We start from the raw sequence: 24,636 nt of genomic DNA on the forward strand, positions 1-24,636 counted from the left end.
ATAAAATTATTGACCACTACTTGCGTCCGGTATTTCTGTAGAAGAAACAGGTATCTCTGCATTCTCTGCAGAAGGAATAGGTGGTGGAGCGCTTTCTCCGTTCATGTTCCCCTCAAGTTGTCCTCCTCCGCGCGGAAAGCTCTTCACCTCAACCCCTTTTTCTTTTGCTATATCACGGAAGGTTTTTCCTGCGTCTAATTCTTTCTGAAGCTCTTCTGTCGTCATTCCAAGCGTCTCTGCCTGGCGTTGCAACATGACTACGTTTCGAGATCGTGCTGTCTGTACTGATTCGGGTGCAGAATCCCCTTTTGTATTCGTAAAAATCACACCAGTTGACCAAGAAAAGATAAGAGCAATAGCTCCACCCGTAAGAACGCCAAGAGCATACGAAGAAAAGGAAAATGATGTTTTCATGTACTGAGAAAGAAAAGAACATTTTCTACTACGAATATGGTTGTATTTTTTTTCAGTTTTTTTCTTCAGAATTCCCCTTCATCTTATGAAAGAGTATTGAATTCTCTTTTTTCCCGATATACTTCAAAAGATTTTTGTGCTCCCCATGAAAACACTCTCCGTTGATGTCGCTGTTCTCGGCTTCGGTACTGCCGGAATGAATGCCTACCGCTCCGCCGCAAAACACACGAAAAACATTGTTGTTGTTCAGCACGGTTTGTATGGAACCACCTGCGCACGAGTCGGGTGTATGCCAAGCAAACTTCTGATTGCTTCTGCGGATTCTGCTTTTTCGCTAGAAGAAGCACCGAGCTTTGGCATATTCCCCGGAGGAGATACAAAAATTTACGGTCACCAAGTACTCGAACGAGTTCGCTCACTTCGAGATGCTTTTGTCGGACACGTTGTTTCGAACGTCGAAAAAATTCCACAAGAACAACGGATTTCTGGAAAAGCGCGATTCATTAATGACCATGAAATTCTTGTTGACGATCACACAAAAGTTCAGGCAAAAACGTTTGTCATTGCCACAGGATCTGATCCTCGTTTTTTGCCACAAGCGGAAATTTTGGGTGACCGACATGTTGTCAATGATGATATTTTTGAATGGGAACGTCTTCCAGAATCGGTGGCGGTATTCGGAACAGGAGTGATCGGAATGGAACTAGGGCAAGCACTCAAACGACTTGGCGTTCGGGTAAGCCTGTTTGGAAGAAGTGGAAATGTGGCGGCATTTACCGATCCTGAAATTCAGGAAAAAGCGAAAGACCTCTTTCATCGAGAACTTGATGTTTTTCCCGGAGCAACGATTCAAGAAATGAAACGTGAAGGAGACCGAGTACATATTACGTTTACCGATGTCAAAGGTGTGGAATATGAAAAACAATTTGAATATGTCCTTTCTGCCATTGGTCGTGTTCCAAATATTGCCGACTTAGAACTTCAAAACACCTCTCTTAAACTTTCAGAAAAAGGCATCCCCGTCTTCGATTCTGAAACAATGCAATGTGGAGAAAGCAATATTTTTATTGCCGGAGACGTCAATGGAAATCGTGCGCTTTTGCACGAAGCATCCGATGAAGGAGATATTGCTGGAGAAAATGCCGCACTTTTTCCGAATGTTTCCAAAGGAGATCGTCGTGTTCCGCTTTCGGTCGTCTTTACCGATCCTGAAATGGGGTCGTGTGGCACTCCATTCGGAGAACTCGAAAAGGGAATATTTGTCATTGGAAAAGTTGATTTTTCTGATCAAGGACGAAGTAAGGTGATCAACAAAAATAAAGGTATGCTTCATGTGTATGCAGAGAAAAAAACAGGAAGAATTTTAGGCGCAGAAATGATTGGTCCGCATGCAGAACATTTGCTTCACTTACTCGCATGGTCAATTGGTTTTTCCGCCACCGCAAGTGATCTTCTCAAAATGCCGTTTTACCATCCAACTGTTGAAGAAGGCGTACGAACAGCACTACGCGACATTGAAAAACAGAGAAAATAAGCATCACAGTTTCTCTATTCTAAAAAATTAGATTGTCGCACTTGATAAAAAGTCTCACCACTGAAGTAAAAATCCGTGCTCTTTGAGCCAATGTTTCGCCTCTCGAAAACAAGGAAAAAGATGCTCGACATGTTTCCAAAATCGGGAAGAGTGATTCATTTCCAAAAGATGCGCCGTTTCGTGCGCCACAACATAGTCAATAACCCACTCTGGCGCCATACAGAGTCGCCACGAAAAATTCAAATTTCCCGTAGAAGAACACGACCCCCATCTTTTTTCTGCTCCGGTTACCCGAAATGACGACGGAGATTTTCCGATTGCTTGTGCATATCCAGCTATTTTTTCTGGAAGCAAGATCTTCATCTGTTTTCGATACCAGTCTTCAATCAGCATTTTTGAGTCGCCAATTTCCCCAACAAAAAGCATTCCTTTTTCATGAAATGGTTTTTGCTTTCCCGCAATAAAAAACACCGAAATCCTCTCTCCCAAAAAGAAAATGGTATCTCCCGAAATGAGCGTTTTTTGAGGAGCATGTTGGAGATGAACACTCACTTTTTGAAGCCGACTCTGTATCCACGATTCCCTTTCTCGTAAGATATTTTCAATGGTGCTTGAAAGCGCCCATCTGGGAGCACGAACGAGAAGCTTTGCATCAGGTGTAATTTCGAGCGAAAAGGTGCGTCGAGAAGAGCGGATAATAGTGTGTTCAGGAAGACTCATGACAAAACGGAAAGGGAAAAATCAAGCGCATGCGCAGAATTTGTGAGCATCCCCGAAGAGATAGCATCTATGCCACATTTTGCAAATTCTTGAATATTATCGGGAGTAATACCGCCACTCGCTTCAAAAAAAATCCCCTCTGGTTTTTTTATATTCTTCAGAAGATTTTGAAGGGGTATTGGCGAAAAATTATCAAAGAGAATTCCTCCCGGACGACCCTCTGGAAGTACACGAAAAAGTTGGTGAAACTGCTCTTCGGTATCAACTTCTATTTCCCAAAAAGCAGAAGAAGGTGTGCTATAAACTGCTTTCGCCGCCGTTTCAATATTTCCCGAAAAAAGTGCGAGATGGTTATCTTTCACCATGACCGCGTCAAAAAGCCCGAGTCGATGCGTTCCACCGCCACCAACAAAAACAGCACGCTTATCGAGCGGTCCCCAAAGGGTTTTTCGAGTTGCACAGAGAAGTATGTCTTTTGGAATTTTATCTACCAACTTTTTCGTATTCGTAGCAACGCCCGAAAGGCGAGAGAGAAAGTTGAGAAGAATGCGCTCAACGCGGAGTATTACTTCGGCACTTCCCGAAAAACGGACAATTTCGTCTTCTAGCGAAACAGAATCGCCGTCTTTCTTCTTCCACTGAGATGAAAGCGATTCATGTTCGAGAAAAAATGTCGCTTCCGAAATGCCAGCAAGTGTTCCGCAAGATTTTGCGACAATCACTGCTTCGACATTTTGCTGACTCATGTTCGACAATACCTGCATTGTTATGTCGTTTCCATCCCACAAGAGTTGTTGTTGCCAAAATGATTGGCAAGCATGGCGATACCAAGGATTTTCAAGGGTGAGGAGGTATCCTCGCTGAAGCGGATGCAAAAACGACATTGGCGAAGAAAAGGGAAATGCGCCACAATACTACCGGTTTTTCCAAAAAATTTCGTGTCTTTTCGCTTTCATCTTCAATCAAAAACTCTCGTTCTCATCGATTGGGCAAATGTCTATAACTGGACAAAAAGACGACGGCGAGTGGTGGACCCCGAACGACTCTATCAATTTTTAAGAAGTCATAAAAATGTTGATCGAATTTGCCTTTTTGCTGGAGAAGATGATCATCCAAAATCCCGTGAATTTCTGGAACAGTGTCGAGAAATTGGTTTTGAAGTTTTTTTCAAGCCCGTCAAATACGTGCCACTGCGTGTTGAACAATCTCCACTTTGGGAAGAACTTCGGGAATTTATTCCAGAAAAAAAACTGAAAGAACTACAGTCAGAACCCATTCTCTATCGCAAATGCGATTTTGACGTGGAAATTTCAAAAGAAATTCTCCTCAACATTGATTCGTATCACGCCTTTATTCTTTTTTCTGGAGATGGTGATTATGCGCCAGTTATTGAAGAACTTTTAAAACGTGAACGACGAGTTTTTGTGGTGTCTAAAGCTGGTGCACTCGGACGAGAACTTCGAGAAATGCTCGACAAAAAAGTTCATCCGCTTCTCGTGGATGTGGAATCACTTCCACAGATATTTAACGTGCCACAGAGAAAATATCCTCCAAAAAAGAGTGGCTTCTTTGCAAAATTACAGGAGCTCTTATGGAGGGTGTTTCAGAAGAAATGAGAATACATATCAAAAAGGAAGTGATCGCTCTTCTTAGTTTTTACTCTCTCAGAGCATGTAACTCATTTTTCGCTTCTTGCATCTAGCACTTCGCATCGGTATTGTTCCGTTTGCTCTTTTTTTCCATGCAATTTCATCTCGCTGTCTTTGGGTGCCAAATGAACCAAAACGATGCCGATCGCATCCGAACCGTTCTGCAATCACTCAACATGCAAGAGGCAGAAAGCCACGAAACCGCAGATCTCGTTATTTTTATCACCTGCTCTATTCGTCAACAGGCAGAAGATCGAGTGTTTGGACTTGTTCGACGGTGTTCTAAAGAACAAAAGAAAAAACCGCTTATCGCTCTTACCGGATGCATGGTGCGAAAAACGAGCACACAACATTCCGAAAAACGAGATCGGCTCTTAGCGCGTTCCGCGCTTATTGATTTGGTGTTTCGTATTGAAGATACATCAACTCTTCCAAAACTTCTCTCGGAATTTGTGTCTCTTCCAGAAGAATTTTTCGGAGAATTCCCTGGTATTTTTGAAGTCCTTCCCACGCAAAAAAAGAAACACACCGCCTTTGTTCCCATTTCTACCGGATGCGATCATCACTGCACCTATTGTATTGTGCCACACACTCGGGGAAAAGAAGTCTGCCGACCACAAGAAGATATTCTTCAGGAATGTAAAAAGCTCGTTCAACAAGGTGCAAAAGAAATCACACTCCTCGGACAAAACGTAAATCGCTACTATTTTGGAGAACGTGGAAAAAATCCGTACAAAACCGATTTCGCTCATCTTTTAGAGCAAGTAGCAGATATTCCAGGAATAGAGTGGCTTCGATTTCTCTCGCCACACCCTCAACATTTGGGACAAGACGTTTTAGAGGTTATGGCGAGTCGCAAGAATATCTGCAAACATTTGCACCTTCCCGTGCAATCTGGCGATGATAAAATGCTACAACGTATGGCGCGTGGCTATACAACGGAAAAATTTTGCGAAACCGTTCAACTTGCGCGAGAGCTTATGCCAGAGATTTCCATAACAACAGATATTATTGTTGGATTTTGTGGAGAAACAGAAGATCAGTTTCAAAACTCAGCATCACTTTGTAAAGAGATGCTCTTTGACATGATCTATATTGCTAAGTTTTCTCCACGTCCCCATACACCAGCAAAAAAATGGGAAGATGATATTCCACTTGAAGAAAAAAAACACCGTTTCCATACACTCAACAATATTCTTCGAGAGACTTCTCTTGCAGGAAATCGGAAAGATGTTGGAAAAACATGTGATGTACTCATAGATGCTGTTGAAAAAAATGAAGAAGGAATCTGGATGGCGCACGGAAGAAATGAGCAGAACAAAGCTATTTTTCTTCCTGTTGGTTCTCGAGGAAAAATGTTTGAGGGACGATTTATTTCCGTAAAAATTACTGGAGCAGAGCCATTTTTTCTTACTGGGGAATTGGTGACCTTGGAAGAACTTCAAGAACAATCACCTCTTCGCAAAAAAAAAGTCTCCGCATGAAGAAAGGATTTCATCAAATAATGTGAATATTAAAATCATTCAAAAAACAAAATTTTGCAGAAACCCACTTCTTTCTGATAGTATTCTCCGAAATGAGCAAGAAGAATTTTGACAAAGAGACATTCTTTCTGAAACACTCCTCCTCGTTTTCCCAAAAAATATTTCTCCCACAACAATGACAAAAAATCTCGTTATTGTAGAATCTCCAACAAAGGCGAAGATGCTCTCGAAATTTCTCGGGAAAGAATATACTGTCGAAAGTTCATACGGACATATTCGAGATCTTCCGAGCAAAAAATCGGAACTCACTCCCGTTCAACAAAAGCTTCCGTATGCGAGTATGGCAATTGATACAGAAAATGGATTTCGTCCACTCTATGTCATTCCTCAAAAAGCAAAAAAATATGCCCAAAAACTCAAAGGACTTTTGGATGAAAATACCACCATCTGGCTCGCAAGCGATGAAGACCGCGAAGGAGAAGCCATCTCATGGCATCTTTTGGAAGTTTTAAAGCCAAAAAAAACAAATGCCATTAAACGAATTGTTTTTCACGAAATTACAAAGAGCGCTATTCTCGAAGCGGTAAAAACTCCGCGAAAAGTAGATATGGATCTTGTGCATGCCCAACAAGCACGACGGATTCTCGATCGCCTCGTGGGATATACTCTTTCTCCACTTCTTTGGAAAAAAATCCGCTACGGACTTTCTGCTGGACGTGTTCAATCGGTTGCCGTAAAACTTATTGTCGACCGAGAGCGCGAAATTCGGGCATTTACTCCCGAAGAATACTGGAGTATTACTGCGCCATTTGAAAAAGACAGCAAAACATTTGTGGCAGATTTTCAAAAACTTGACGGAAAGAAATTTGTTCCCAAGACAAAAGAAGAAGCAGAGGCCATCACAACCGCACTCCGCGGACAACCATTTTCCGTCTCCACTATTGATGAAAAAGAGGTAAAACGTCGCCCATCTCCTCCGTTTATTACTTCTACTTTGCAACAAGAAGCCGCGCGGAAACTTGGATTTTCAGTGAAGCGTACTATGGCGCTCGCACAAATCTTGTATGAAGGAATCGATATGGGAGGAGGAGAGGCTGGTGGACTTATTACCTATATGCGTACCGATTCTGTAAATCTTTCACAAAAAGCACTTTCCGAATCGAAAGAGGTTATTGAAAAACGATATGGAAAAGAATTTTCGGAAACACGTGTCTACAAAAGTAAGTCAAAAGGGGCGCAAGAGGCGCATGAGGCAATTCGTCCTACAGAGGTTTCTCGCACTCCAGAAGAAGTATATGCCTTTCCAAAAACGAAACTCGAAGAAGATGCTCGAAAGCTTTATGAACTCATTTGGAATCGAACCATTGCGAGTCAAATGGCAGACGCAAGATTACTCCAAACAGGGGCAGATCTTGAGGCACTTGGAAAATCTGGTGCAAAAAAATCGCATATTTTTCGCGCCACTGGTCAGCGCGTTCTCTTCCCTGGATTTCTCAAGCTCTACACAGAAGGACGCGATGACGAGAAGAATGAGAATGAAGAGAACATCTTGCCAGAACTTAAAACAGGAGAATCGCTCAAGCCAAAAAGTATCGATTCGAAACAGCACTTTACAAAGCCACCTGCTCGATATACAGAAGCGAGTCTTGTAAAAAAAATGGAATCAGAAGGCATTGGTCGCCCTTCAACGTATGCTCCTACTATTTCTACTATTATTACGCGAGGCTACATTCTGCGCGAAGCACGACAACTCGTTCCGACCGATATTGCCTTTGCCGTGACGGATCTTCTCGAAAACCACTTTCACAACGTAGTGGACTTAAAGTTCACCGCCCACATGGAAGATCAGCTCGATAGCATCGCAACAAGAGAGAAGAAATGGGATGAATTTTTGCGCGAGTTCTACACACCATTTCTTAAAACTGCACAAGAAGGAGAATCAATTAGTCGGGCGGAGGCGAAAAAAGAGCGTCAACTCGGGAAATGCCCCGAAACAGGACTTCCCATCTTTGCAAAAATAGGAAAATACGGTGCCATGCTTCAGCGTGGTGAAACAGAAAGCGAGAGAAAACCCGATTTTGCGCCCATTCTCAAATCACAATCAATGGAAACAATCACATTTGAGGAGGCACTTCTCAATTTTTCCCTCCCACGTCTTCTCGGAAAGGCAGAAGATGGAGAAGATGTCGCTGTAGGTGTTGGGAGATTTGGCCCGTATGTGCGACACGGCAAAACGTTTGTCTCTATCCGCGAGGATGAGCTCTTCACTTTAAAACTCGATGAAGCAATGGAGCGTATTCGGGAAAAAGCATCAGCAAAGCAAAATCGTATTCTCAAGGATTTTCCGAAAGAAGGAATTCAGGTGGTCAATGGAAGATTTGGTCCGTATGTGACTGATGGAAAAAAGAATGCAAAAATTTCCACAGAGACCGATCCAAAAAAACTTTCCCTTTCCGATTGTAAACTCATTCTCGAAAAGGCAATAATAAAGAAGTTTCAGAGAAAGTAATTTCCACCACAATATGGAGAAGGTGGAATACGAGATAAGGGGTTCTCAATATTATGTTCTCTCGCATACTGTCATTTTTGTGAAGAAGCAGAACTTTCTCCACAAAAACAAAAAGCTCCCCGTTTTTACGGGGAGTATATTTTTTAAACAAAGGATAAGGGAAGGGAATCACCCTAGAGAGTACACCCCGTCTTTTCTGCAAGAACTGAAAGTGGCTGTGCTCCCGTGAGCACAAAACCGTCTCGAAATTTCCACGTAGGGTATCCAGCAATTTCCTCTGCTTGGCAAGTATCCGAATGCTCATCACAATCAATATAGTTTACGTTTTCCATAGCACTTCCAAACAAAACCTTTTGATTGTTGCAGTGTGAACACCACTCTGTTCCATAAAATACCGCACCAGCATCAGTGAGGCAGGTGGCAAATTCCGAGACCTGTCCATCAGCATTTGCATCTGAAACATCTTCAAAAGAAGAATATTCTTCATCAGGAGGAAAGATTTCCAAAATTTTCAAAAGTTTTTCCAAACGAATTGCTCGAGAAAAATCGGGAAGAAGAACCTCTGGCGATGTTTGCTCAATTCGAGTATTTCCAGAAAGCGAAAGGGTAATATTGGGCTCTGAGCTTAAAGTATCAGGAGAAAAGGTAAAAAGCGTGTTGATAAAGCGAATTCCCTTCTCTCCGCGAATGAAATCAATCTGTAGTCGAGAAGAATCTGCAAGTAGAGAAATTGCCTCTCGATCTTCGTTCAGAAGCATTTCTATATTAGTCAAAATACTTTCGGAGTCATGTCCAAAAAAATGAATAATACCAATGAGGTCTTTTGTCGATACCTCACTCACATTTTCCGAAAGCGTCACCCGAAATCCATCACGCGTTTTTTCTGTAGAAAGAATTCCAGTAGAAAGAAGTGCCTCAAACATTCGTACTCCCTGAAGAGATGGATTCCGAATGGTATTTTCAAGAACACCCGATTGTGCTTCAAAATTCATCCCCATTTCATTCTCTCCCATTTTTGAAAAAAACGTATTGAGAAAACGATAATCATCTGGACGAATAGCAACAAAATCTCTTTCAAAAAAACGAGTATACTCTCCTATAGACTCAACAACAGAGGAAATCATGGGTGATGTATTTTCGTTGAGAACAACACCAATGTTTCGAATATCTCCCCAAAGAGTACTCGATTCGGGATTTCCGTATGCGTCTGTCCCGAATGAGAGAGTTCCCGAGGCAGAGAGAAAGGAATCGCTCAAGAACGGATCGAGGACAAAAGTAATAGCATTTTCAGAATGTTGCTCCCACGCATTCGGACGAAAAACGACATTTTTTTGAGTATCTACATCAAAAACCATTTTGCCATCCCAAGAGACAGACCATTTTGCAGAACTCTCTGTTGCATGATTTTCGGAAAAGGTTTTTACCAATTCAGCAACAAGTTCTTCTGATTGGGATGCGGCTTCGACTGGCTGTTCACATATCAAAATAGTCGCCAAAAAAAGAGGAATAAGGAGAAAACGCTTCATGAAGAAAAAAAAGAGGACTCCATTTTATCACATATCTCTCTTTTTGCAAATTCTTTTTCTAAAGGACTTGGCAAAACATGCCTTCCTTTTGCTACACTGCTAGGGTGTATTTCCCTGGGACATGGAATTAACGCTCACGTGGGACCTTTTTATTTTAGTATTCTTCCTCATCATTGTTTCTTATAGCGTGATGATTGGAAAAGATCAAACGCTCAAGGTTATTTTAAGTTCATACATAGCCATTTTGGCGAGTGATGCCATAAGTAATATTATTAGTCGAGTGATGTTCGGCGGAGCAGTGGCAGGCGTTCTCGTTATCCCGTCGGAACAGAAAGCACTTATTCTCATAAAAATTGCCCTCTTTGTATTTCTTACCGTAGCACTCACAACGCGTGGAGCATTTGAAATTCTTGTCGCGGAAGAACGGTCACCGTTTATGCGCATGATGATGACATTTTCATATGGTATTCTTTCTGCCGGACTCATTATTTCTACTATTCTCGTATACGTTTCGGGGGCATCACTTATTGGAACAGCAGTAGCTTCTGGAAATCCTATTGAAGAAATTGCGAGCACAAGTCGTCTTGTTCAGCTTATGATACACAATTATGCCGTATGGTTTTCGCTTCCGGCACTTGCGTTTGTGGTAGCGAGTCTCTTTGGGAATGAATCGTAAATTTTGGAAAACCCATTTTATTTGCTTTCCGATTCAGAAAAATATTGGTTCAGTTTAGGAGTGTTGAACATTCTTAAGAACTGCTTCCTTGGCTTCTTTTCCTGCCACTTTATGAATCTATAATTTGATGCGAGGATTCTTCTCTTCTATTTTTTCAATAATTTGTTTGAGCCTATTTTCTTCAATTTCCCCATAGATCAACAAAATTCCAAGCTTGTATCTTGCTTCTTCAATAAAAGTATTAAGAGTCTTTGATGTCTTTTTGAATTTCATTCATTTCCCCACTCGCTGATTTCACTTCCATAACAACCAAATTCTCATTCTCAGCTGGCACATGCAATAAAAAGTCTGGTTTTTTATTGAGGGTCTAGACTAGTTTAAACCCTATATATATTCATCAAATATAAATCTTAATCGCTCAACATTCTGAAGAAGAAAGTCCACTCTCCGGAGAGTTTGAACTCGATGAGAGTTATTGTGGAGTAAAAAGAGTCCGAGGAAAAAGAGGGAGAGGAGCAGTAGGAAAAACACCGATATTTAGAATACTGAAGCGAGAAGGAAAAATATCGGTGGCTATCGTAAAGAAATGTAACAAGGAAGAGCTGCTACCGATCATACAAGAGAAAATACTCGAAGGTTCTACGATCCCATACCGATGGATGGAGAGTATATGATGGACTCATTCCTCAATGGCTATAATCATTACCGTGTTTGTCATTCCATGATATGAGTTTTGTCGAAGCAAATCTCATGTAAGTGGAATAGAATCCTTCTGGTCGGAGACCATTTAAATTCAATGGTATTGCTTCTTATAAGTTCAACCTCCACCTAAAAGAATAGTAAATTCAGATGGAACCATAAAGACCAAGGCCTTTATGATAAAATGCCAAAGATGATTAAAAATCAGCCACTTAAGTTATCTTGACCCAAGAACTCTTTCTCTGTAGATCGGGTTTTCTTCTCCTGAGATAGAATTCGAGAAGATGCTTTTTTTAGAGCCTGAATAAAAAAATCCATATATGAAGAAAGAAAAAAATATCGATTCTTCTTAAAATTCTCTGTCTGTTCAAATATCTATTTCGGTTCAATTTCAAAAATTCAAAAAAGGCGCACCGGAGTGCGCCTTTACCATAACCCCCTCAGTCAACCCTTATCAAGGGGGAGCTATTACTTCCTCTCTTCATCATCCTTTTTCTCCTCTTTCTTTTCTTCAGTCTCCTCTTTTCCCTCTGTATCAATTGGCTCTTCCGAATCTCCTTCGGCTTTTTCTTCTTTCGCAGCGGCTTCGTACATAGCGGCACCAGCTTTTTGTAAGTGTTCCATAAGTGTTTTAGAAGCGACTTCAAATTCATCTTTTCCAGAGGATTCGTTTTCGAGCACCTTTTTTGCTTCTTCCCGAGCAGATTTTACTTCGTCAATAAGTGACTGTTCTATTTTTCCTTCGACATCTTTTTCGAGTTTTTCCGCTTGAAAAATTTCCGCATCAAGATGATTTCTTGCCTCTATCTTCTCCCGTTTTTTCTTGTCTTCTTCGGCATTGAGCTCTGCTTCTTTCCGCATCTTTTCAATTTCTTCATCCGAAAGCCCAGAGCTTCCTTGAATGGTAATGTGCTGAACCTTACTTGTTGCCTTATCTTTTGCAGAAACTTTAAGGATTCCGTTGGCATCAATATCAAACGTTACTTCTACCTGTGGAACGCCACGCATTGCTGGCGGAATGCCATCGAGAATAAATCGTCCAAGAGATTTATTATCTGCCGCCATCTCGCGCTCTCCTTGTACGACATGCACTTCTACTGATGGCTGATTGTCGGTTGCGGTAGAAAAAACCTGCGACTTACTCGTGGGAATAGTGGTATTGCGTTCAATAACTTTTGTTGCCACACCACCAAGTGTTTCAATACCAAGTGAAAGTGGTGTCACATCGAGAAGAACAACGTCTTTTACATCTCCGCGAAGGACTCCTCCTTGAATAGCCGCACCAATCGCAACGACTTCATCGGGGTTAATTCCCTTGTGTGGCTCTTTTTCAAAAAAATCCTTTACCTTATTTTGAACCGCTGGCATGCGTGTCATTCCTCCTACGAGAATGACTTCGTCAATGTCTTTTGGAGAAAGTTTGGCATCTTTGAGTGCTTTTTTGCAGGGTTCGATTGTTCTACTCACCAAATCGGAAACGAGCGATTCGAGTTTTGAACGCGAAAGCTTAAGCACCAAATGCTTTGGTCCAGCATCAGTTGCGGTAATAAAGGGAAGATTGATTTCTGTTTCAAGGGCGGAAGAGAGTTCAATTTTTGCCTTTTCTGCCGCTTCTTTAATGCGCTGAAGCGCCATTTGATCACTACTAATATCTACTCCTTCTTGCTTTTTAAATTCCTCCACAAGCCAATTGATAACTGCTTGGTCAAAATCATCTCCTCCGAGATGCGTGTCACCATTGGTAGAGATAACTTCAAACACACCATCACCAAGTTCGAGAATAGAAATATCAAATGTTCCTCCTCCAAGATCAAAAACAGCAATCTTCTCATTTTTCCCCTTTTTATCAATTCCATACGCAAGCGCTGCCGCAGTTGGTTCATTAATAATACGCTCTACATCAAGTCCAGCAATTTTTCCGGCATCTTTCGTTGCTTGGCGCTGAGCATCATTAAAATACGCAGGAACCGTAATAACCGCTTTGGTCACTGCTTCTCCAAGAAATGCTTCTGCGTCGGCTTTTAATTTCTGGAGGACGATAGCAGAAATTTCTTCTGGGCGAACTTCTTTTCCTTCAAACACGATATTCGCATCGCCGTTTTTTCCTCCTTTTATTTCAAAGGGAAAGTTTTTCGTCTCTTTTTGCACTTCGTCAAATTTGTGCCCAATAAATCGTTTCGCAGAAAAAATAGTGTTTTTTGGATTCGTAACGGCTTGTCGTTTTGCTGTAATTCCCACAAGACGCTCTTTGTCTTTTCCGGCAACAATAGATGGTGTTGTTCTATTCCCTTCGGCATTGGGAATAACGGTTGGCTCTCCTCCTTCCATGACCGCAACACAACTGTTGGTGGTCCCAAGGTCGATTCCGATTATTTTTGACATAATTGAAGAAAACAAAAAAAATTAGCACTCTCTATTTTAGAGTGCCAAAAAAGTTCTGTCAAATTTTCTTATCAATAAGCACAAAAAAAACGAGAGCGAGAGATCTCTATTTCCTATTTTTTCCAAAACTATGGCAACATTTCTCTGAATATTTTTTACAGATCAATGGACAAGGCATACCTTCCGAGTGAACACGAAGATTCTATTTCCGAAAAATGGAATGTCTCTGGGGCGTTTCAGCCATCTCAAACGGGAGATCCGTATGTTATTGCCATTCCACCGCCAAATGTCACAGGAACGCTCCACGCTGGGCACGCCATGTTTCTTGCACTCCAAGACATTCTCATCCGTTGGCGACGTATGCAAGGACGCGCGGCACTCTGGGTTCCGGGAACGGATCACGCGGCTATTGCCACTGAATCAGTTGTTCTCAAGAACTTAGGAATTCGAGATCGAAACAAAGAAATTTCCCGAGAAGATTTTTTGAAAGAATGCGAAAAGTGGACGGAACAAACACATGAGCGCATTACTAATCAAATTCAGAAGATGGGCGCCAGTTGCGACTGGTCTCGCGAAGCCTACACTTTTGATAAAACGAGAAATCGTGCGGTGAATGCCATTTTTACCATGTTCTACAACAAAGAGCTTATCTATCGCGGAGACCGAATGGTCAACTGGTCAGTAGGAGCGCAATCTGTTTTGGCGGATGACGAGGTTGAATGGGAAGATCGAGAAGGAGCATTCTACTCTATTCGTTGCGGAGAATTTATTATGGGAACCGTACGCTCAGAAACAAAATGTAGTCATTCTCCGCTTTTTGTAAACGGATCGGGGCAGTATGCTCGTGTTCGTTTCACACAATCTAATGGAACAAAGGAGTCATTTATTTTCTCCAAAAAACTTTTTGATGATGTTGATCGGCGCAAAAAAACTCTCAATCTTTTGGAAAAAGAAGGAACAAAAGTAGAACTGCTGGAGATTATGCTCGGGAAAGATCTTGTTGGCAGAGAATTTGAATACGAAACCTACGCCGGAGTTCGGAAATTTGTGGTAATGGCAGACGATGAGGTAATTGATATGGAAAAAGGAACCGGAGCCATGACCATTTCAGTATGCCACTCTCCAGACGATTATGAACTCGCCAAAAAACATGGTCTGGACGAATACCGATTTCAGAAAATTGATTTCGAGGGAAATATGACTGCAATTTCTGGTCCGTGTGAAGGACTTTCTGTGGAAGAAGCGCGAAAAAAATCCGCCGAAATTATGCGCGAAAAAGAACTTCTCGTTGGCGAAGATACGCATTACTCACATCGCGTTCCTCTCTGCTATCGTTCGGGAAGTGTGGTAGAGCCCATGGTGAGCAAACAATGGTTTGTTGCCGTAGAGAAAGAGTTTACAGATGATTTTTCTGGAGAAAAAACAACGCTCAAAAAGCAAATGCAAGAAGCGGTTCGAGGCGGACATGTGAAAATTGTTCCGCAACGATTTGAAAAAATCTATTTCCACTGGATTGATAACCTCCGCGATTGGTGTATTAGTCGGCAAATTTGGTGGGGACACCGCATTCCAGTATGGTATCACAAGTTATCCAATGAAACATACATTGGAACAGAACCGCCCCGAGGAGACGAATGGACGCAAGACGAAGACACACTTGATACTTGGTTTTCCTCCGCAACATGGCCATTTTCTGTTTTTGGCTGGCCAGAAAAAACAGCAGATCTTGAGCGATTTTATCCGACAGATGTACTCGAAACCGGACATGATATTCTCTTTTTCTGGGTGGCACGCATGATTATGTTTGGACGATTCGCTACCGGACAATATCCGTTCCACACGGTATATCTGCACGGACTTGTGTGTGATGCCAAAGGACAAAAAATGAGCAAATCAAAGGGAAATGGTATTGACCCGCTCGACATGATCAAAAAATTTGGGACCGATGCCTTGCGCCTTTCACTCATTATGGGAACAACGCCGGGGAACAACGCCAATTTAGGAGAAGAGAAAATTTCTGGTTGTCGCAATCTCTGTAATAAACTTTGGAATATCAGCCGATTTTTACTAGAACAAGAAAAAGGAGTGTTGCCAAAAACTCTCGAAACAGATTTACAGAAATGGATTGTCGCTAAAAGAAACACTCTTATTCAAAACGTCACGGATGATTTAGAAAATTTTCGATTTGGCGATGCGGCACAAAAACTCTGGGAATTTACTTGGGACGATTTGGCAGACTGGGCAATAGAAGCGGCAAAGGCAGAAAAAAACTCAGGAACACCAGCAGTGCTCTGCGAAACACTCGACATTCTCCTTCGCCTGTGGCACCCCATTCTCCCTTTTATTACAGAGAAAATTCGAGAAGAAATGGGAGGACAGCTCCTTATTTCCGATTCCTTTCCAAAGGCAGAAGAAACGCAAGATGCAGGGAATTTTGAGATAGTAAAAAATGCCGTATCGAAAATTCGATCCATGCGGAAAAATGCAGGAGTGGATCCCACACGAAAAATTACTGCCATGCTCTCGGGAGAGGAAGAAGACGTTGCAAAACGAAACGCAGATATTATTTCTTTCTTAGCACGACTCGACCAATTGAGACTTGGTGAAGAAACAGAAGAGCAAGGAGCAACGGATCAGGTTCCTGGTCTTCGTATTTTTCTTCCAAGCTCAGGAATGATTGATCCAAAGACAGAAGCACAGCGCGTGCAAAAAGAGCTAGAGAAGGCGAAAAAACTTCTTACAGGACTTGAAGCAAAACTCAAAAATCCGGGATACCTCAAAAAAGCGCCAAAAGTACTTGTGGAAGAAACGAAGAAAATGGTGGAAGAACTACGAGGAAAAATTGAGGTGCTCGAGAAAAATATGTAAGAGTTCATTGTTATTTCGTAATATTACAACACATGAGTGATATTTTTCGGGTTCGTGGCGGAAAACCACTTTCGGGAACCATTTCCGTTTCTGGTTCCAAAAATGCGGCACTTCCCATTTTAGCGGCAACCGTTGCTATTCCTCATGTTTCTGTGCTTCGGAATCTTCCGGATATTTCAGATGTTCACAAGTTTTGCGACATGATTTGTTTTTTGGGAGGAAAAGTAAAAAAGAGCGGAACAAAAACAATAGTTGATACCACAAACCTCATGCTCCCCTCTCCACCAAATTTTCAGCATCCCGGAATTGGAAAAATGCGAGCAAGCATTTTGTTGCTTTCTGCACTCTTAACTCGATTCGGAGAAATAAAAATGGCATTCCCTGGAGGATGTGTCCTTGGAAAACGATCAGCAGAAGCTCATCTTCGGGCATTTACCGCTCTTGGGGCAGAAATTATATCTTCTTCTGACTCGATTCACCTTCGGCTTCCGCAAAAAAAATATACTTCTGGAACCATTATTCTTCCCGAAATTTCGGTTACCGCCACAGAAAACGCGCTTATTGCGGCGGCGTTTACAAATGGCACAACACATATTCGACTTGCGGCGGCAGAACCTCATGTACAAAATTTATGTGAAGCGCTCATTTCTACTGGAACAGAAATTGATGGCGTAGGATCACACTTTCTGACAGTTCGCGGAAACACCTCTCCTCAGGGTATTTCTGCGGAAATTACGCCAGATTATTTGGAAGCAGGAACTTTTATTCTCGCTGGAATTTTAACCGATTCGGAAATCACGGTTCAAAATATTATTGCTTCAGATCTCGATATTTTTTGGGAAAAACTCAGAGAAGTAGGAGCAGAATTTGTGATTGATGAAAAAAAAAGGGAAGTTCATACAAAAAAACGAAAACGGGATTTTTCGCCAACAAAAATTCAAACCGGAGTTTTTCCTCAGTTTCCCACTGATCTTCATCCGCAATTTGGCGTGCTCATGACGCAATGCGCAGGAGCTTCTTCCATTTTTGAAACACTTTTTGAGCGAAAATTTGCCTATCTTTTAGAACTCGAAAAACTCGGCGCGGATATAACGATTTCCAATCCTCATCAATTTCTTATTATGGGACCAAAAAAACTTCATGGTGCACCCGTCGCCAGCCAAGATATTCGTGCTGGTGCGGCAGTGCTTCTCGCTACTCTTTGCGCCGAAGGAGAATCAGAAATTTCGAACATTCACTACCTCGACCGTGGATACGAAAAACTCGAAGAAAAAATGAGTGCCATAGGAGCTGACATCTCTCGAGAAGTTCGATAGAATAGGCAAAGCACTTCTCTTTTTTACAATAACGATGCAGGTGAGCAAAAAAGGCGCAGATATTCTTCTCTCAACAAAAGCTGGTAAGGCAAGTATATCATCAGGAAAAGCCCTTACGGTTGAAGGAGAAAAAACAGAGATCATTGATTGGCCAGGAGAATATGAGATCTCCGGTTTTTCTGTACGAACCATTTCTGCCCCAGATAAAAGTCTTGCTATTCGGGTGACACTTGAGGGAATTCGACTCTTCTTTCCCCCCACTTCCCCACTTGCTTCGGCGGAAGAAGAGCTTCCTGAAATTGGCGAAATTGATGTCCTCTTCGTCTGTGCCGAATCTTCTGAATGGACGAAGAAGGATTGGAAAAAGTTTATCGAAGAAGTGGATCCGCGCATGGTGGTCTTTGGAGAAACGGGAGAAAAAACAATCGCACTCCAAAAAGAAATTGGTAGTGAAGAAATAGAATCCGTGGAAAAAACGGATATTTCTCACAGCAAATTTTCGGGAGAAAAAACTGTTTTTCTTTCCCTTTCGTAAAGCACTTTGCCCTCGTAGTTCAACGGATAGAACGGGGTCCTCCTAAGACTCAGATTCAGGTTCGATTCCTGACGTGGGTACCAGAAAAACACAAACGTTCACCACTCGTTTTGCGTTCGCTAAAAGTGTCGCGTTTTCTCTTTTGAGCGTTGCATAAATTCCAAAAGAGGAGTTTGAACTGATTCTTTGAGAAGAAGTTTTTTAAAGTTTCTTTTTAATCCTCTCAAATTCTTCTTCGGTAATCCCTCCTTTTGCGAGTCGTTTTTTGAGAAGTTCCAGTGGAGTTTCCCCATCTTTCTTTTCCGTAAAATGCTTGAAAGCAATAAAAGCAAGATAAATAACAATTCCCCAAAAAATGAAAAAGAAGAGAAACCCAAATCCCATTCCTCCCCAATAGAATCCATTCATCATGCCGCCTCTGTATCCATCCATCATGAAATATCCCCTGTCATCTGCCAGAGCAAGAGGAGAGGATACCATCATCACGGTAAAAAACCCGATAATGCATTGAAGTACTTTTTTCATGAAAATTTGAAAAAGAAAACCGAGCATCAAATTGTGCTCCTTTGGATGGGAATAGCAATATTTTTTTGAATTGCTTTCGGTACGATTTTGGCCGAGACCAAGAAAGAAGGCTCCAAAAATCGGTTTCACTGAGGAGTGTTCACCATCAAATCTTGTTTTAGTTCTTCCTCGAAATCACTTTTATCAATTTTGTTCGGTCGGTTTCCCCAGAAACAATTTCTGCCACAATGCCAAACTGTTTTTTAAAAAATCGGAGAAGCTCCGCATTCGCTTTTCCCTTTTCTGGTGGCGCGGCAATACGAATTTTCCAGGTTTCTCCATCGCTCATTTGCTCCACTATTTCTGTTTTTTTTGCTCCGGGAAGCACACGAATACGGCAATACAATAGGATCGGTTCTCGCGAAAGAAAATCGGAAAAATCGCTCATGCCGATTTCCAAAAAAAGGAGATACATCGGCACATTTCTGCGCGCGTTACCGGTTTTTCTGGAAAAAATTTTCCGCCAGAAATGAGAAAGAGATTCCGTTTCCCTGCTTCGGCAACGAATGGCGCAAACCAAGCATTTTTTGGAACATCGGAAAAAGCAGAAGAAGAAATAGATGGCGGAGAAATATTTGCGGAAAGAAAGATCATCTTACACATTTCTGCACGATTCACCGAGCGATTTGGACAAAATATTCCATCAGGATTTCCTTGGATAATTCCACGTTTGTATGCAGTATTAACAATGGAAAAATGCCAATCTTGCGGAAAAACATCAGAGAATGGGGAACTTGAGAGCTCAGGAGAAATGGGAATGTCAAATGCAAGAAGGAGAATTTTGAGCGCTTCCGATCGCATTACTTCTTGATCGGGACGAAAAAGGTTTCCGGCATATCCATGAACGAGATCTTTTTTTCGGAGTTCCTCGATACATGACCAAAAAGGATGATCTTGTGGAACATCAATAAAAAATTGTGATTCCGTCTTTTGAGAATCGTTTTTTGAAAGTAATACTTTTCCATTCTTGTCAAATATCCGACGGGCTCCAGTATATTTTGGCTTCCAGTATGGTGCGAGGAACGATTCTTTTGTAACACCAGAAACACTGTTTGCATTGATCATCTCTGTAGGATTTATTGCTACTCCGCAATGATTTGGAACCCGATTTGTCCATCCTGTATCAAAAAAGAGGAGATCTCCCTGACGAATGTCTTCTTGTACAATAGGTGTTCCCAATGTGTATTGATCGGTAGAAAGACGAGGAATATCACTTACTCTCAAAACAGAAAGTCCTGCGAGTAATAGTCCCGAACAGTCAAATGCTTCCGGTCCTTCCGAAGAAAGTAAATATGGTTTTCCTATTTGCCGTCGGCAAAAATCGAGAAGCTGTTCGCAATCGGTCATGGTTTGAAGAAATCTTCTTTGAGTATCTCATAAATATAACCATCTTGGAGAAGAGTATTCTTCAAATATTTCTTGCGCACTTTCCCCACCTGTCGCATACCGCAATGCTCGTAACACGCAATGGCAGTTTTGTTTTCCGCAAAAACATCGAGATGAATTCTCTCGAGACCGAGTTCTGAAAACCCAATATAAAACATAACGGATATGGCTTCTCTTCCTATTCCTTTTCCTCGAAACGCAGATTCCCCTAAAACAATACCAATTGAGGCGGAAAGGTCGTTAAGAGGATCCAAATCGAGTCGCACAGAACCAATGGGTGTCTTTGTGGTTCGATTGCATATTGTAAGAGGAAGACAGCAAAGATTGCTTTGTGATGCATCATAATATTCCTCTTCGTCTTCCTGCGTCATGGGAGGAGAAACGGTGAGAAACTGTGTTGTTTCCTTATTATTCATCCACTGGAGCCAATAGTCGATATCGGAGTATTCGTGATTTCTAAAAAAAAGACGTTTAGTTTTATATGGAAGAAATTCGCGCCGAACCCGAAGAATGCGCTGCATAGCAGAGGAAAGACCCGGAATATGACTCATTTGCCAACGTTCAATTTCTGCATGATTCCCCGAGAGAAGCACATCTGGCACGGGAATATCTTCCCATACTTCTGGACGGGTAAATTGCGGAAATTCTGCTTGACGATAAAGATTTAACGAAAAACTTTCCGTAGCAATAGATTCGGTTTTTCCGAGCACACCCGGAACAAGCCGCGCCACAGTATCCACCACCACAGCAGCGGCGAGTTCTCCGCCAGAAAGAATATATTCTCCAATGGAAAGCTCTTCATCAACAAGCACATCACGCACGCGAAAATCTACCCCCTCATACCGACCAGCAATGAGAATAAGATCATTTTTCTCACGCACAAGTTGTTCTGCTTTTCGTTGGGTAAAAAGTTCTCCCCCCGGTGCAAGAAGAATTACCTTTGCATTGGGAAGCTTTTCTTTTGCAGAGCGGATAGCAGCAGAAATCGGCTCGGGTCTTAGGAGCATTCCGGCACCTCCTCCATACACTGCATCATCGACATGGCGGTGTTTATTGGTGGCGTAGCTACGAATATCTTCTGTTTCAATATGAATTGCGCCAGATTCCTGCCCACGACGAAGTACAGAATCGCTCAAAAATCCACGAAACATATCTGGAAAAAGACTTAAAATATGGAACTGCATATTTTACAATGGAAACATTGGAGAAAAGAGGAGCCCAACACGTACAATAAATAGGTCTGTCAAGAAAATTACAGGACCAGTAATAATGTGAATATCAAGAAAGAGATCGACAGCAAGAAGAGAAAAAAAGAGAACAACGCCATGTCGTCCCAGAAAATCACTCACAGTAGGAACAAGTGACTCGGGAAGAATGCCAAGGAGTACACTTCCTCCATCGAGTGGCGGAAGCGGAATAAGATTGAAAAACGCAAGAGAGGCATTAATAGTAATAAATACAAGAAGAAACTTGTGAAGTGCCCCGCCCGAAAGAACTGGAAGAAAAGTCTGCAAAGCACCAAAAAGAAATATCCCAATAGTACAAAGCACCAAATTTGTGCTTGGTCCAGCAAGGGCAACGAGGGCGTTATCTCTTCGGGGATTACTGAAGAAAGCGGGATTCACTGGAACAGGTTTTCCCCAACCAAAATTTACAATAAAAATGGCAAGTGCTCCAAAAATATCAATATGGGCAAAGGGATTAAGTGTTAATCGCCCTTCGATTTTCGCAGTAGGATCACCCAAGCGATATGCCACAAAAGCGTGTGCCGCCTCATGAAAACCAAGGGAAACAAGAAAAGCACCCGCGATAAGTGCTATGTTAAGAACATTAAACAGAAGAGACATTTGACAGGAGAAACATTTTTTGGGAAACTACCTCGGCGCAATAATAGCAATTTTTCTTTCCTGCGTCATGGCAAAAGTATGTGATATTACCGGAAAAAAACCGAGTACGGGAAATAACGTTTCTCACTCCGTTCGAAGAACAAAACGAAGATTTCTTCCAAACCTTCAGTGGAAGCGGATTTTTGATCCAACAGTACAGCGATGGATTCGAATTCGAGTGTGCACCTCTGCTCTTCGAACACTTGCTAAACCACTTACAAATCGAGAAAAAAAACGCATGGAGAAAAAATTATCCGTGGAACAAAAGTAGAAAAGTCATGAACAAAAAAATCTAGTGTTTTGAAGTATCTCCTTTCCGTCACAGTTTTCCAAAAGGGACTGTGGCGTTTTACTCCTTATTCCTAAAGAGAAAATAAGCCTATTACAATTACTAACTTCCGCCCCTCCTTATGAAGTTCAGCAACATAAAAAAACGGAGTGAGAAATGCCAAGGGCATCAACATACAACGTTTTTAAACTTTTACTTCGCTTAGTTTGGAGCTCCTTCGTGGAACTTGTTGGAGAATGATTTCTACGATAAGAAAAGATGAGTCAATTTGATTCGGAAAAAAAATGTATTGACCGACGGTCGGTCTACTAGTACAATGTCTTCAGATGTAATTTTCTTTCAAAAAAATATGATCAGGACAACAAAGAAGCCCAGTGAACGCAGATTGGAAATAATGCAAACAGCTCAAGAACTTTTCAGAATACAAGGCTACGAGGGAACATCTGTTAACACCATTATAGAAAAAATGGGTGTCGCGAAAGGTACATTTTATCACTATTTCAAATCAAAAAATGATCTCTTGTCCGCTATCGTGGACGATCTTTTGAATCGATTAGTCATATTTGCCGAAACTGTTTCAAAAGATACTTCGCTGAACTCATTGGAAAAAATAGAAAAAATTTTATCAAGTCAGAATAACAATAATACAAGGGCTGGTGAAATGAAGGAGAGTCTTCATATTCCTGAAAATAGAGAGTTGCATGAAAAGACCAACGTACAACTTGTTCTTCGATTTTCTCCAATTATTTCTGAGATTGTTGAACAGGGTATATATGAAGGAATATTCAAGGTTAAAAACACCTTGGAAACAATACAATTTTTACTCATTGCTTCGCAATTTCTCTTTGATGAGGGATTGTTTAAATGGAATACAGAAGAATGGAAAGTCCGAAGAAAAGTAATGCAGGAAGTGATTGAAAAATCACTAGGAGCAAAGAGGGGGGCGTTTAAGTTTTTGAACAATCGTTAGGAAATATCAAAAAATATACTCTTTAATGTATTAATCAAAAAATGATAAATAACTATGAATACCGACCATTTACATATTTTTCTATAGTACTGTTAATCACTTGGATAACGGGTTTTTTAGCAGCATATTTCAGTTATGACGAAGTATTAAGTAGCTATAAAATTCCACTTATATTAACCGGAATGTTAATACCTTTTATAACAGCGGTATCCATGATTTATGGTTCGAAAAACAAAGAATTAATACAGGATTTCAAAAATAGAATTTTTAATCTGAAGCTGATAAAAGCAAAATATTGGCTCGTTATTTTCTTAATAATGCCAATAACAGTACTGCTTGCAACATTGATTTCCATTCTGTTTCAACAGCCAATACAGCAATTTAATTTCGCACCAGAATTAATACAAGTGACTGGTGGAGAAATTATTATAATTTTAATAATTTTATTGTTAGCGCCAACATTTGAAGAATTGGGCTGGAGGGGGTATGGCGTTGATAGTCTAAAAAAAGGAAGGGTCATATTAAAAGCCACTATAATCTATGCAATACTATGGAATTTATGGCATTGGCCTCTGTTCGCAATTAGTGGATATTATCAAAATGAATTAATTCATATGAATTCAATTTATGCCATTAATTTTTTAGTCAGTATTTTTCCAGCAGCATTCTTAATGAATTGGATCTACTACAAAAATTCCAGAAGTATCTCAGCAATAATCATCTTTCACATGATGCTCAATTTGTTTTCTGTTTTGTTTCAAACGGAACAATTCACCAAATGCATTATCACCATTATTCTCTTGATAATCTCAGGAATAGTCATTTGGAAAGATAAGGACTTTTTTCTAAAAGAAAAGAATTAAAAAAACAATTTTTTATTTTATCCATACACAATGAAAAGAAAACCATTAGAAGGAATAGAATCACTATTATTTGTAGTCGGTTCTGTACCAGGATACTTCTTTGCAACTCAAAATTATGCCTGGTGGGTAGTTATATCAACCATTGTTGTGCTTGCTGTAATAATGCAGAAATTGGTTGATTTCCTTCGATTAATGAATAAGGGAAAAGTTTAGAAGGAAAAATGCGGACATGACCCGTTTTTTCAAATGGAGTAGGTAACCCTCACGAGGATTGCCGTCCAACCCACTCGAATATTCACTACGTTCATATTTCGTAGCTCAGAGCGGGTAACGGGAATCTGCACTCCATGCGCTAAGCTATCCGAC

General features: G+C 41.1%; 23 protein-coding genes and 1 tRNA gene. 14 read left to right on the plus strand and 10 right to left on the minus strand.

Going from position 1 to position 24,636, the window contains the following annotated elements:
- Positions 1–6: 6 nt before the first annotated feature.
- Positions 7–414, minus strand: coding sequence for a hypothetical protein (locus IPN35_04690; protein QQS58868.1), 408 nt, complete (start codon positions 412–414; stop codon positions 7–9).
- 145 nt (positions 415–559) lie between these two features.
- On the opposite strand from IPN35_04690, the gene IPN35_04695 reads away from it, so the two are divergent.
- The gene (locus tag IPN35_04695; protein ID QQS58869.1) at positions 560–1,948 is read left to right on the plus strand and encodes a dihydrolipoyl dehydrogenase; all 1,389 of its coding nucleotides are present in this window, start codon (positions 560–562) and stop codon (positions 1,946–1,948) included.
- A gap of 54 nt (positions 1,949–2,002) precedes the next feature.
- On the opposite strand, the gene IPN35_04700 is transcribed toward IPN35_04695, so the two are convergent.
- On the minus strand, positions 2,003–2,668 hold the full coding sequence (locus IPN35_04700) for a M48 family metallopeptidase (protein QQS58870.1): 666 nt from the start codon (positions 2,666–2,668) through the stop codon (positions 2,003–2,005).
- On the minus strand, positions 2,665–3,552 hold the full coding sequence (gene nadC, locus IPN35_04705) for a carboxylating nicotinate-nucleotide diphosphorylase (GenBank protein QQS58871.1): 888 nt from the start codon (positions 3,550–3,552) through the stop codon (positions 2,665–2,667). The genes IPN35_04700 and nadC overlap by 4 nt, the downstream gene beginning before the upstream one ends.
- Before the next feature lie 54 nt (positions 3,553–3,606).
- Here nadC and IPN35_04710 point away from each other — a divergent pair, with 54 nt between their 5' ends.
- The 3 genes from IPN35_04710 to topA all read left to right on the plus strand — a co-directional run bounded on the left by IPN35_04710 (position 3,607) and on the right by topA (position 8,310).
- Entirely contained in the window at positions 3,607–4,284 is a 678-nt protein-coding gene (locus tag IPN35_04710; protein ID QQS58872.1) for an NYN domain-containing protein, read from the plus strand.
- Positions 4,285–4,409: 125 nt separating this feature from the next.
- Positions 4,410–5,801, plus strand: coding sequence for a tRNA (N6-isopentenyl adenosine(37)-C2)-methylthiotransferase MiaB (gene miaB / locus IPN35_04715; protein ID QQS58873.1), 1,392 nt, complete (start codon positions 4,410–4,412; stop codon positions 5,799–5,801).
- Positions 5,802–5,976: 175 nt separating this feature from the next.
- Positions 5,977–8,310, plus strand: coding sequence for a type I DNA topoisomerase (gene topA / locus IPN35_04720; protein ID QQS58874.1), 2,334 nt, complete (start codon positions 5,977–5,979; stop codon positions 8,308–8,310).
- Between the two features lie 173 nt (positions 8,311–8,483).
- On the opposite strand, the gene IPN35_04725 is transcribed toward topA, so the two are convergent.
- Positions 8,484–9,836 carry a hypothetical protein gene (locus tag IPN35_04725; protein QQS58875.1) on the minus strand — a complete coding sequence of 451 codons (1,353 nt, stop codon included), beginning with the start codon at positions 9,834–9,836 and terminating at the stop codon, positions 8,484–8,486.
- Between the two features lie 190 nt (positions 9,837–10,026).
- On the opposite strand from IPN35_04725, the gene IPN35_04730 reads away from it, so the two are divergent.
- Complete coding sequence (locus IPN35_04730) at positions 10,027–10,512, plus strand: hypothetical protein (GenBank protein QQS58876.1); 486 nt, start codon at positions 10,027–10,029, stop codon at positions 10,510–10,512.
- A 407-nt stretch (positions 10,513–10,919) separates the two neighbouring features.
- Positions 10,920–11,186, plus strand: a complete 267-nt coding sequence (locus IPN35_04735; GenBank protein ID QQS59939.1) for a transposase — start codon at positions 10,920–10,922, stop codon at positions 11,184–11,186.
- A gap of 493 nt (positions 11,187–11,679) precedes the next feature.
- Here IPN35_04735 and dnaK read toward each other — a convergent pair whose 3' ends face one another.
- On the minus strand, positions 11,680–13,593 hold the full coding sequence (dnaK, locus tag IPN35_04740; protein QQS58877.1) for a molecular chaperone DnaK: 1,914 nt from the start codon (positions 13,591–13,593) through the stop codon (positions 11,680–11,682).
- 165 nt (positions 13,594–13,758) lie between these two features.
- On the opposite strand from dnaK, the gene IPN35_04745 reads away from it, so the two are divergent.
- The 4 genes from IPN35_04745 (at position 13,759) to IPN35_04760 (ending at position 18,395) form a co-directional block, all read left to right on the plus strand.
- Positions 13,759–16,461, plus strand: a complete 2,703-nt coding sequence (locus tag IPN35_04745; protein QQS58878.1) for a class I tRNA ligase family protein — start codon at positions 13,759–13,761, stop codon at positions 16,459–16,461.
- A 32-nt stretch (positions 16,462–16,493) separates the two neighbouring features.
- Positions 16,494–17,777 (plus strand): UDP-N-acetylglucosamine 1-carboxyvinyltransferase, encoded by a 1,284-nt coding sequence (gene murA / locus IPN35_04750; protein ID QQS58879.1) that lies wholly within the window; start codon positions 16,494–16,496, stop codon positions 17,775–17,777.
- A 34-nt stretch (positions 17,778–17,811) separates the two neighbouring features.
- Positions 17,812–18,312, plus strand: coding sequence for a hypothetical protein (locus tag IPN35_04755; protein QQS58880.1), 501 nt, complete (start codon positions 17,812–17,814; stop codon positions 18,310–18,312).
- 8 nt (positions 18,313–18,320) lie between these two features.
- Positions 18,321–18,395 (plus strand) — tRNA-Arg (locus tag IPN35_04760).
- A 118-nt stretch (positions 18,396–18,513) separates the two neighbouring features.
- Here IPN35_04760 and IPN35_04765 read toward each other — a convergent pair.
- The 5 genes from IPN35_04765 to IPN35_04785 all read right to left on the minus strand — a co-directional run bounded on the left by IPN35_04765 (position 18,514) and on the right by IPN35_04785 (position 22,109).
- Positions 18,514–18,696: an SHOCT domain-containing protein gene (locus IPN35_04765; GenBank protein QQS59940.1), complete on the minus strand. Its 183-nt coding sequence runs from the start codon at positions 18,694–18,696 to the stop codon at positions 18,514–18,516.
- Between the two features lie 298 nt (positions 18,697–18,994).
- The gene (locus tag IPN35_04770) at positions 18,995–19,264 is read right to left on the minus strand and encodes a YggU family protein (protein ID QQS58881.1); all 270 of its coding nucleotides are present in this window, start codon (positions 19,262–19,264) and stop codon (positions 18,995–18,997) included.
- Positions 19,261–20,223, minus strand: coding sequence for an S-layer homology domain-containing protein (locus tag IPN35_04775; GenBank protein ID QQS58882.1), 963 nt, complete (start codon positions 20,221–20,223; stop codon positions 19,261–19,263). The genes IPN35_04770 and IPN35_04775 overlap by 4 nt, the downstream gene beginning before the upstream one ends.
- Positions 20,220–21,446, minus strand: coding sequence for a tRNA (guanosine(37)-N1)-methyltransferase TrmD (gene trmD / locus IPN35_04780; protein QQS58883.1), 1,227 nt, complete (start codon positions 21,444–21,446; stop codon positions 20,220–20,222). Before trmD ends, IPN35_04775 begins: the two co-directional genes overlap by 4 nt.
- A 3-nt stretch (positions 21,447–21,449) precedes the next feature.
- Entirely contained in the window at positions 21,450–22,109 is a 660-nt protein-coding gene (locus tag IPN35_04785; GenBank protein QQS58884.1) for a site-2 protease family protein, read from the minus strand.
- A gap of 67 nt (positions 22,110–22,176) precedes the next feature.
- Between IPN35_04785 and rpmB the strand changes: the two genes are divergently transcribed.
- From rpmB to IPN35_04805, 4 genes are all read left to right on the plus strand, one after another.
- Positions 22,177–22,419: a 50S ribosomal protein L28 gene (gene rpmB / locus IPN35_04790; GenBank protein QQS58885.1), complete on the plus strand. Its 243-nt coding sequence runs from the start codon at positions 22,177–22,179 to the stop codon at positions 22,417–22,419.
- A gap of 367 nt (positions 22,420–22,786) precedes the next feature.
- The gene (locus IPN35_04795; protein QQS58886.1) at positions 22,787–23,407 is read left to right on the plus strand and encodes a TetR/AcrR family transcriptional regulator; all 621 of its coding nucleotides are present in this window, start codon (positions 22,787–22,789) and stop codon (positions 23,405–23,407) included.
- A gap of 41 nt (positions 23,408–23,448) precedes the next feature.
- Entirely contained in the window at positions 23,449–24,270 is an 822-nt protein-coding gene (locus IPN35_04800) for a CPBP family intramembrane metalloprotease (protein ID QQS58887.1), read from the plus strand.
- A 30-nt stretch (positions 24,271–24,300) separates the two neighbouring features.
- Positions 24,301–24,483: a hypothetical protein gene (locus IPN35_04805; protein ID QQS58888.1), complete on the plus strand. Its 183-nt coding sequence runs from the start codon at positions 24,301–24,303 to the stop codon at positions 24,481–24,483.
- Positions 24,484–24,636: the final 153 nt, after the last annotated feature.

This window comes from Candidatus Peregrinibacteria bacterium (assembly GCA_016699755.1).
Classification (GTDB): Bacteria; Patescibacteriota; Gracilibacteria; order CAIRYL01.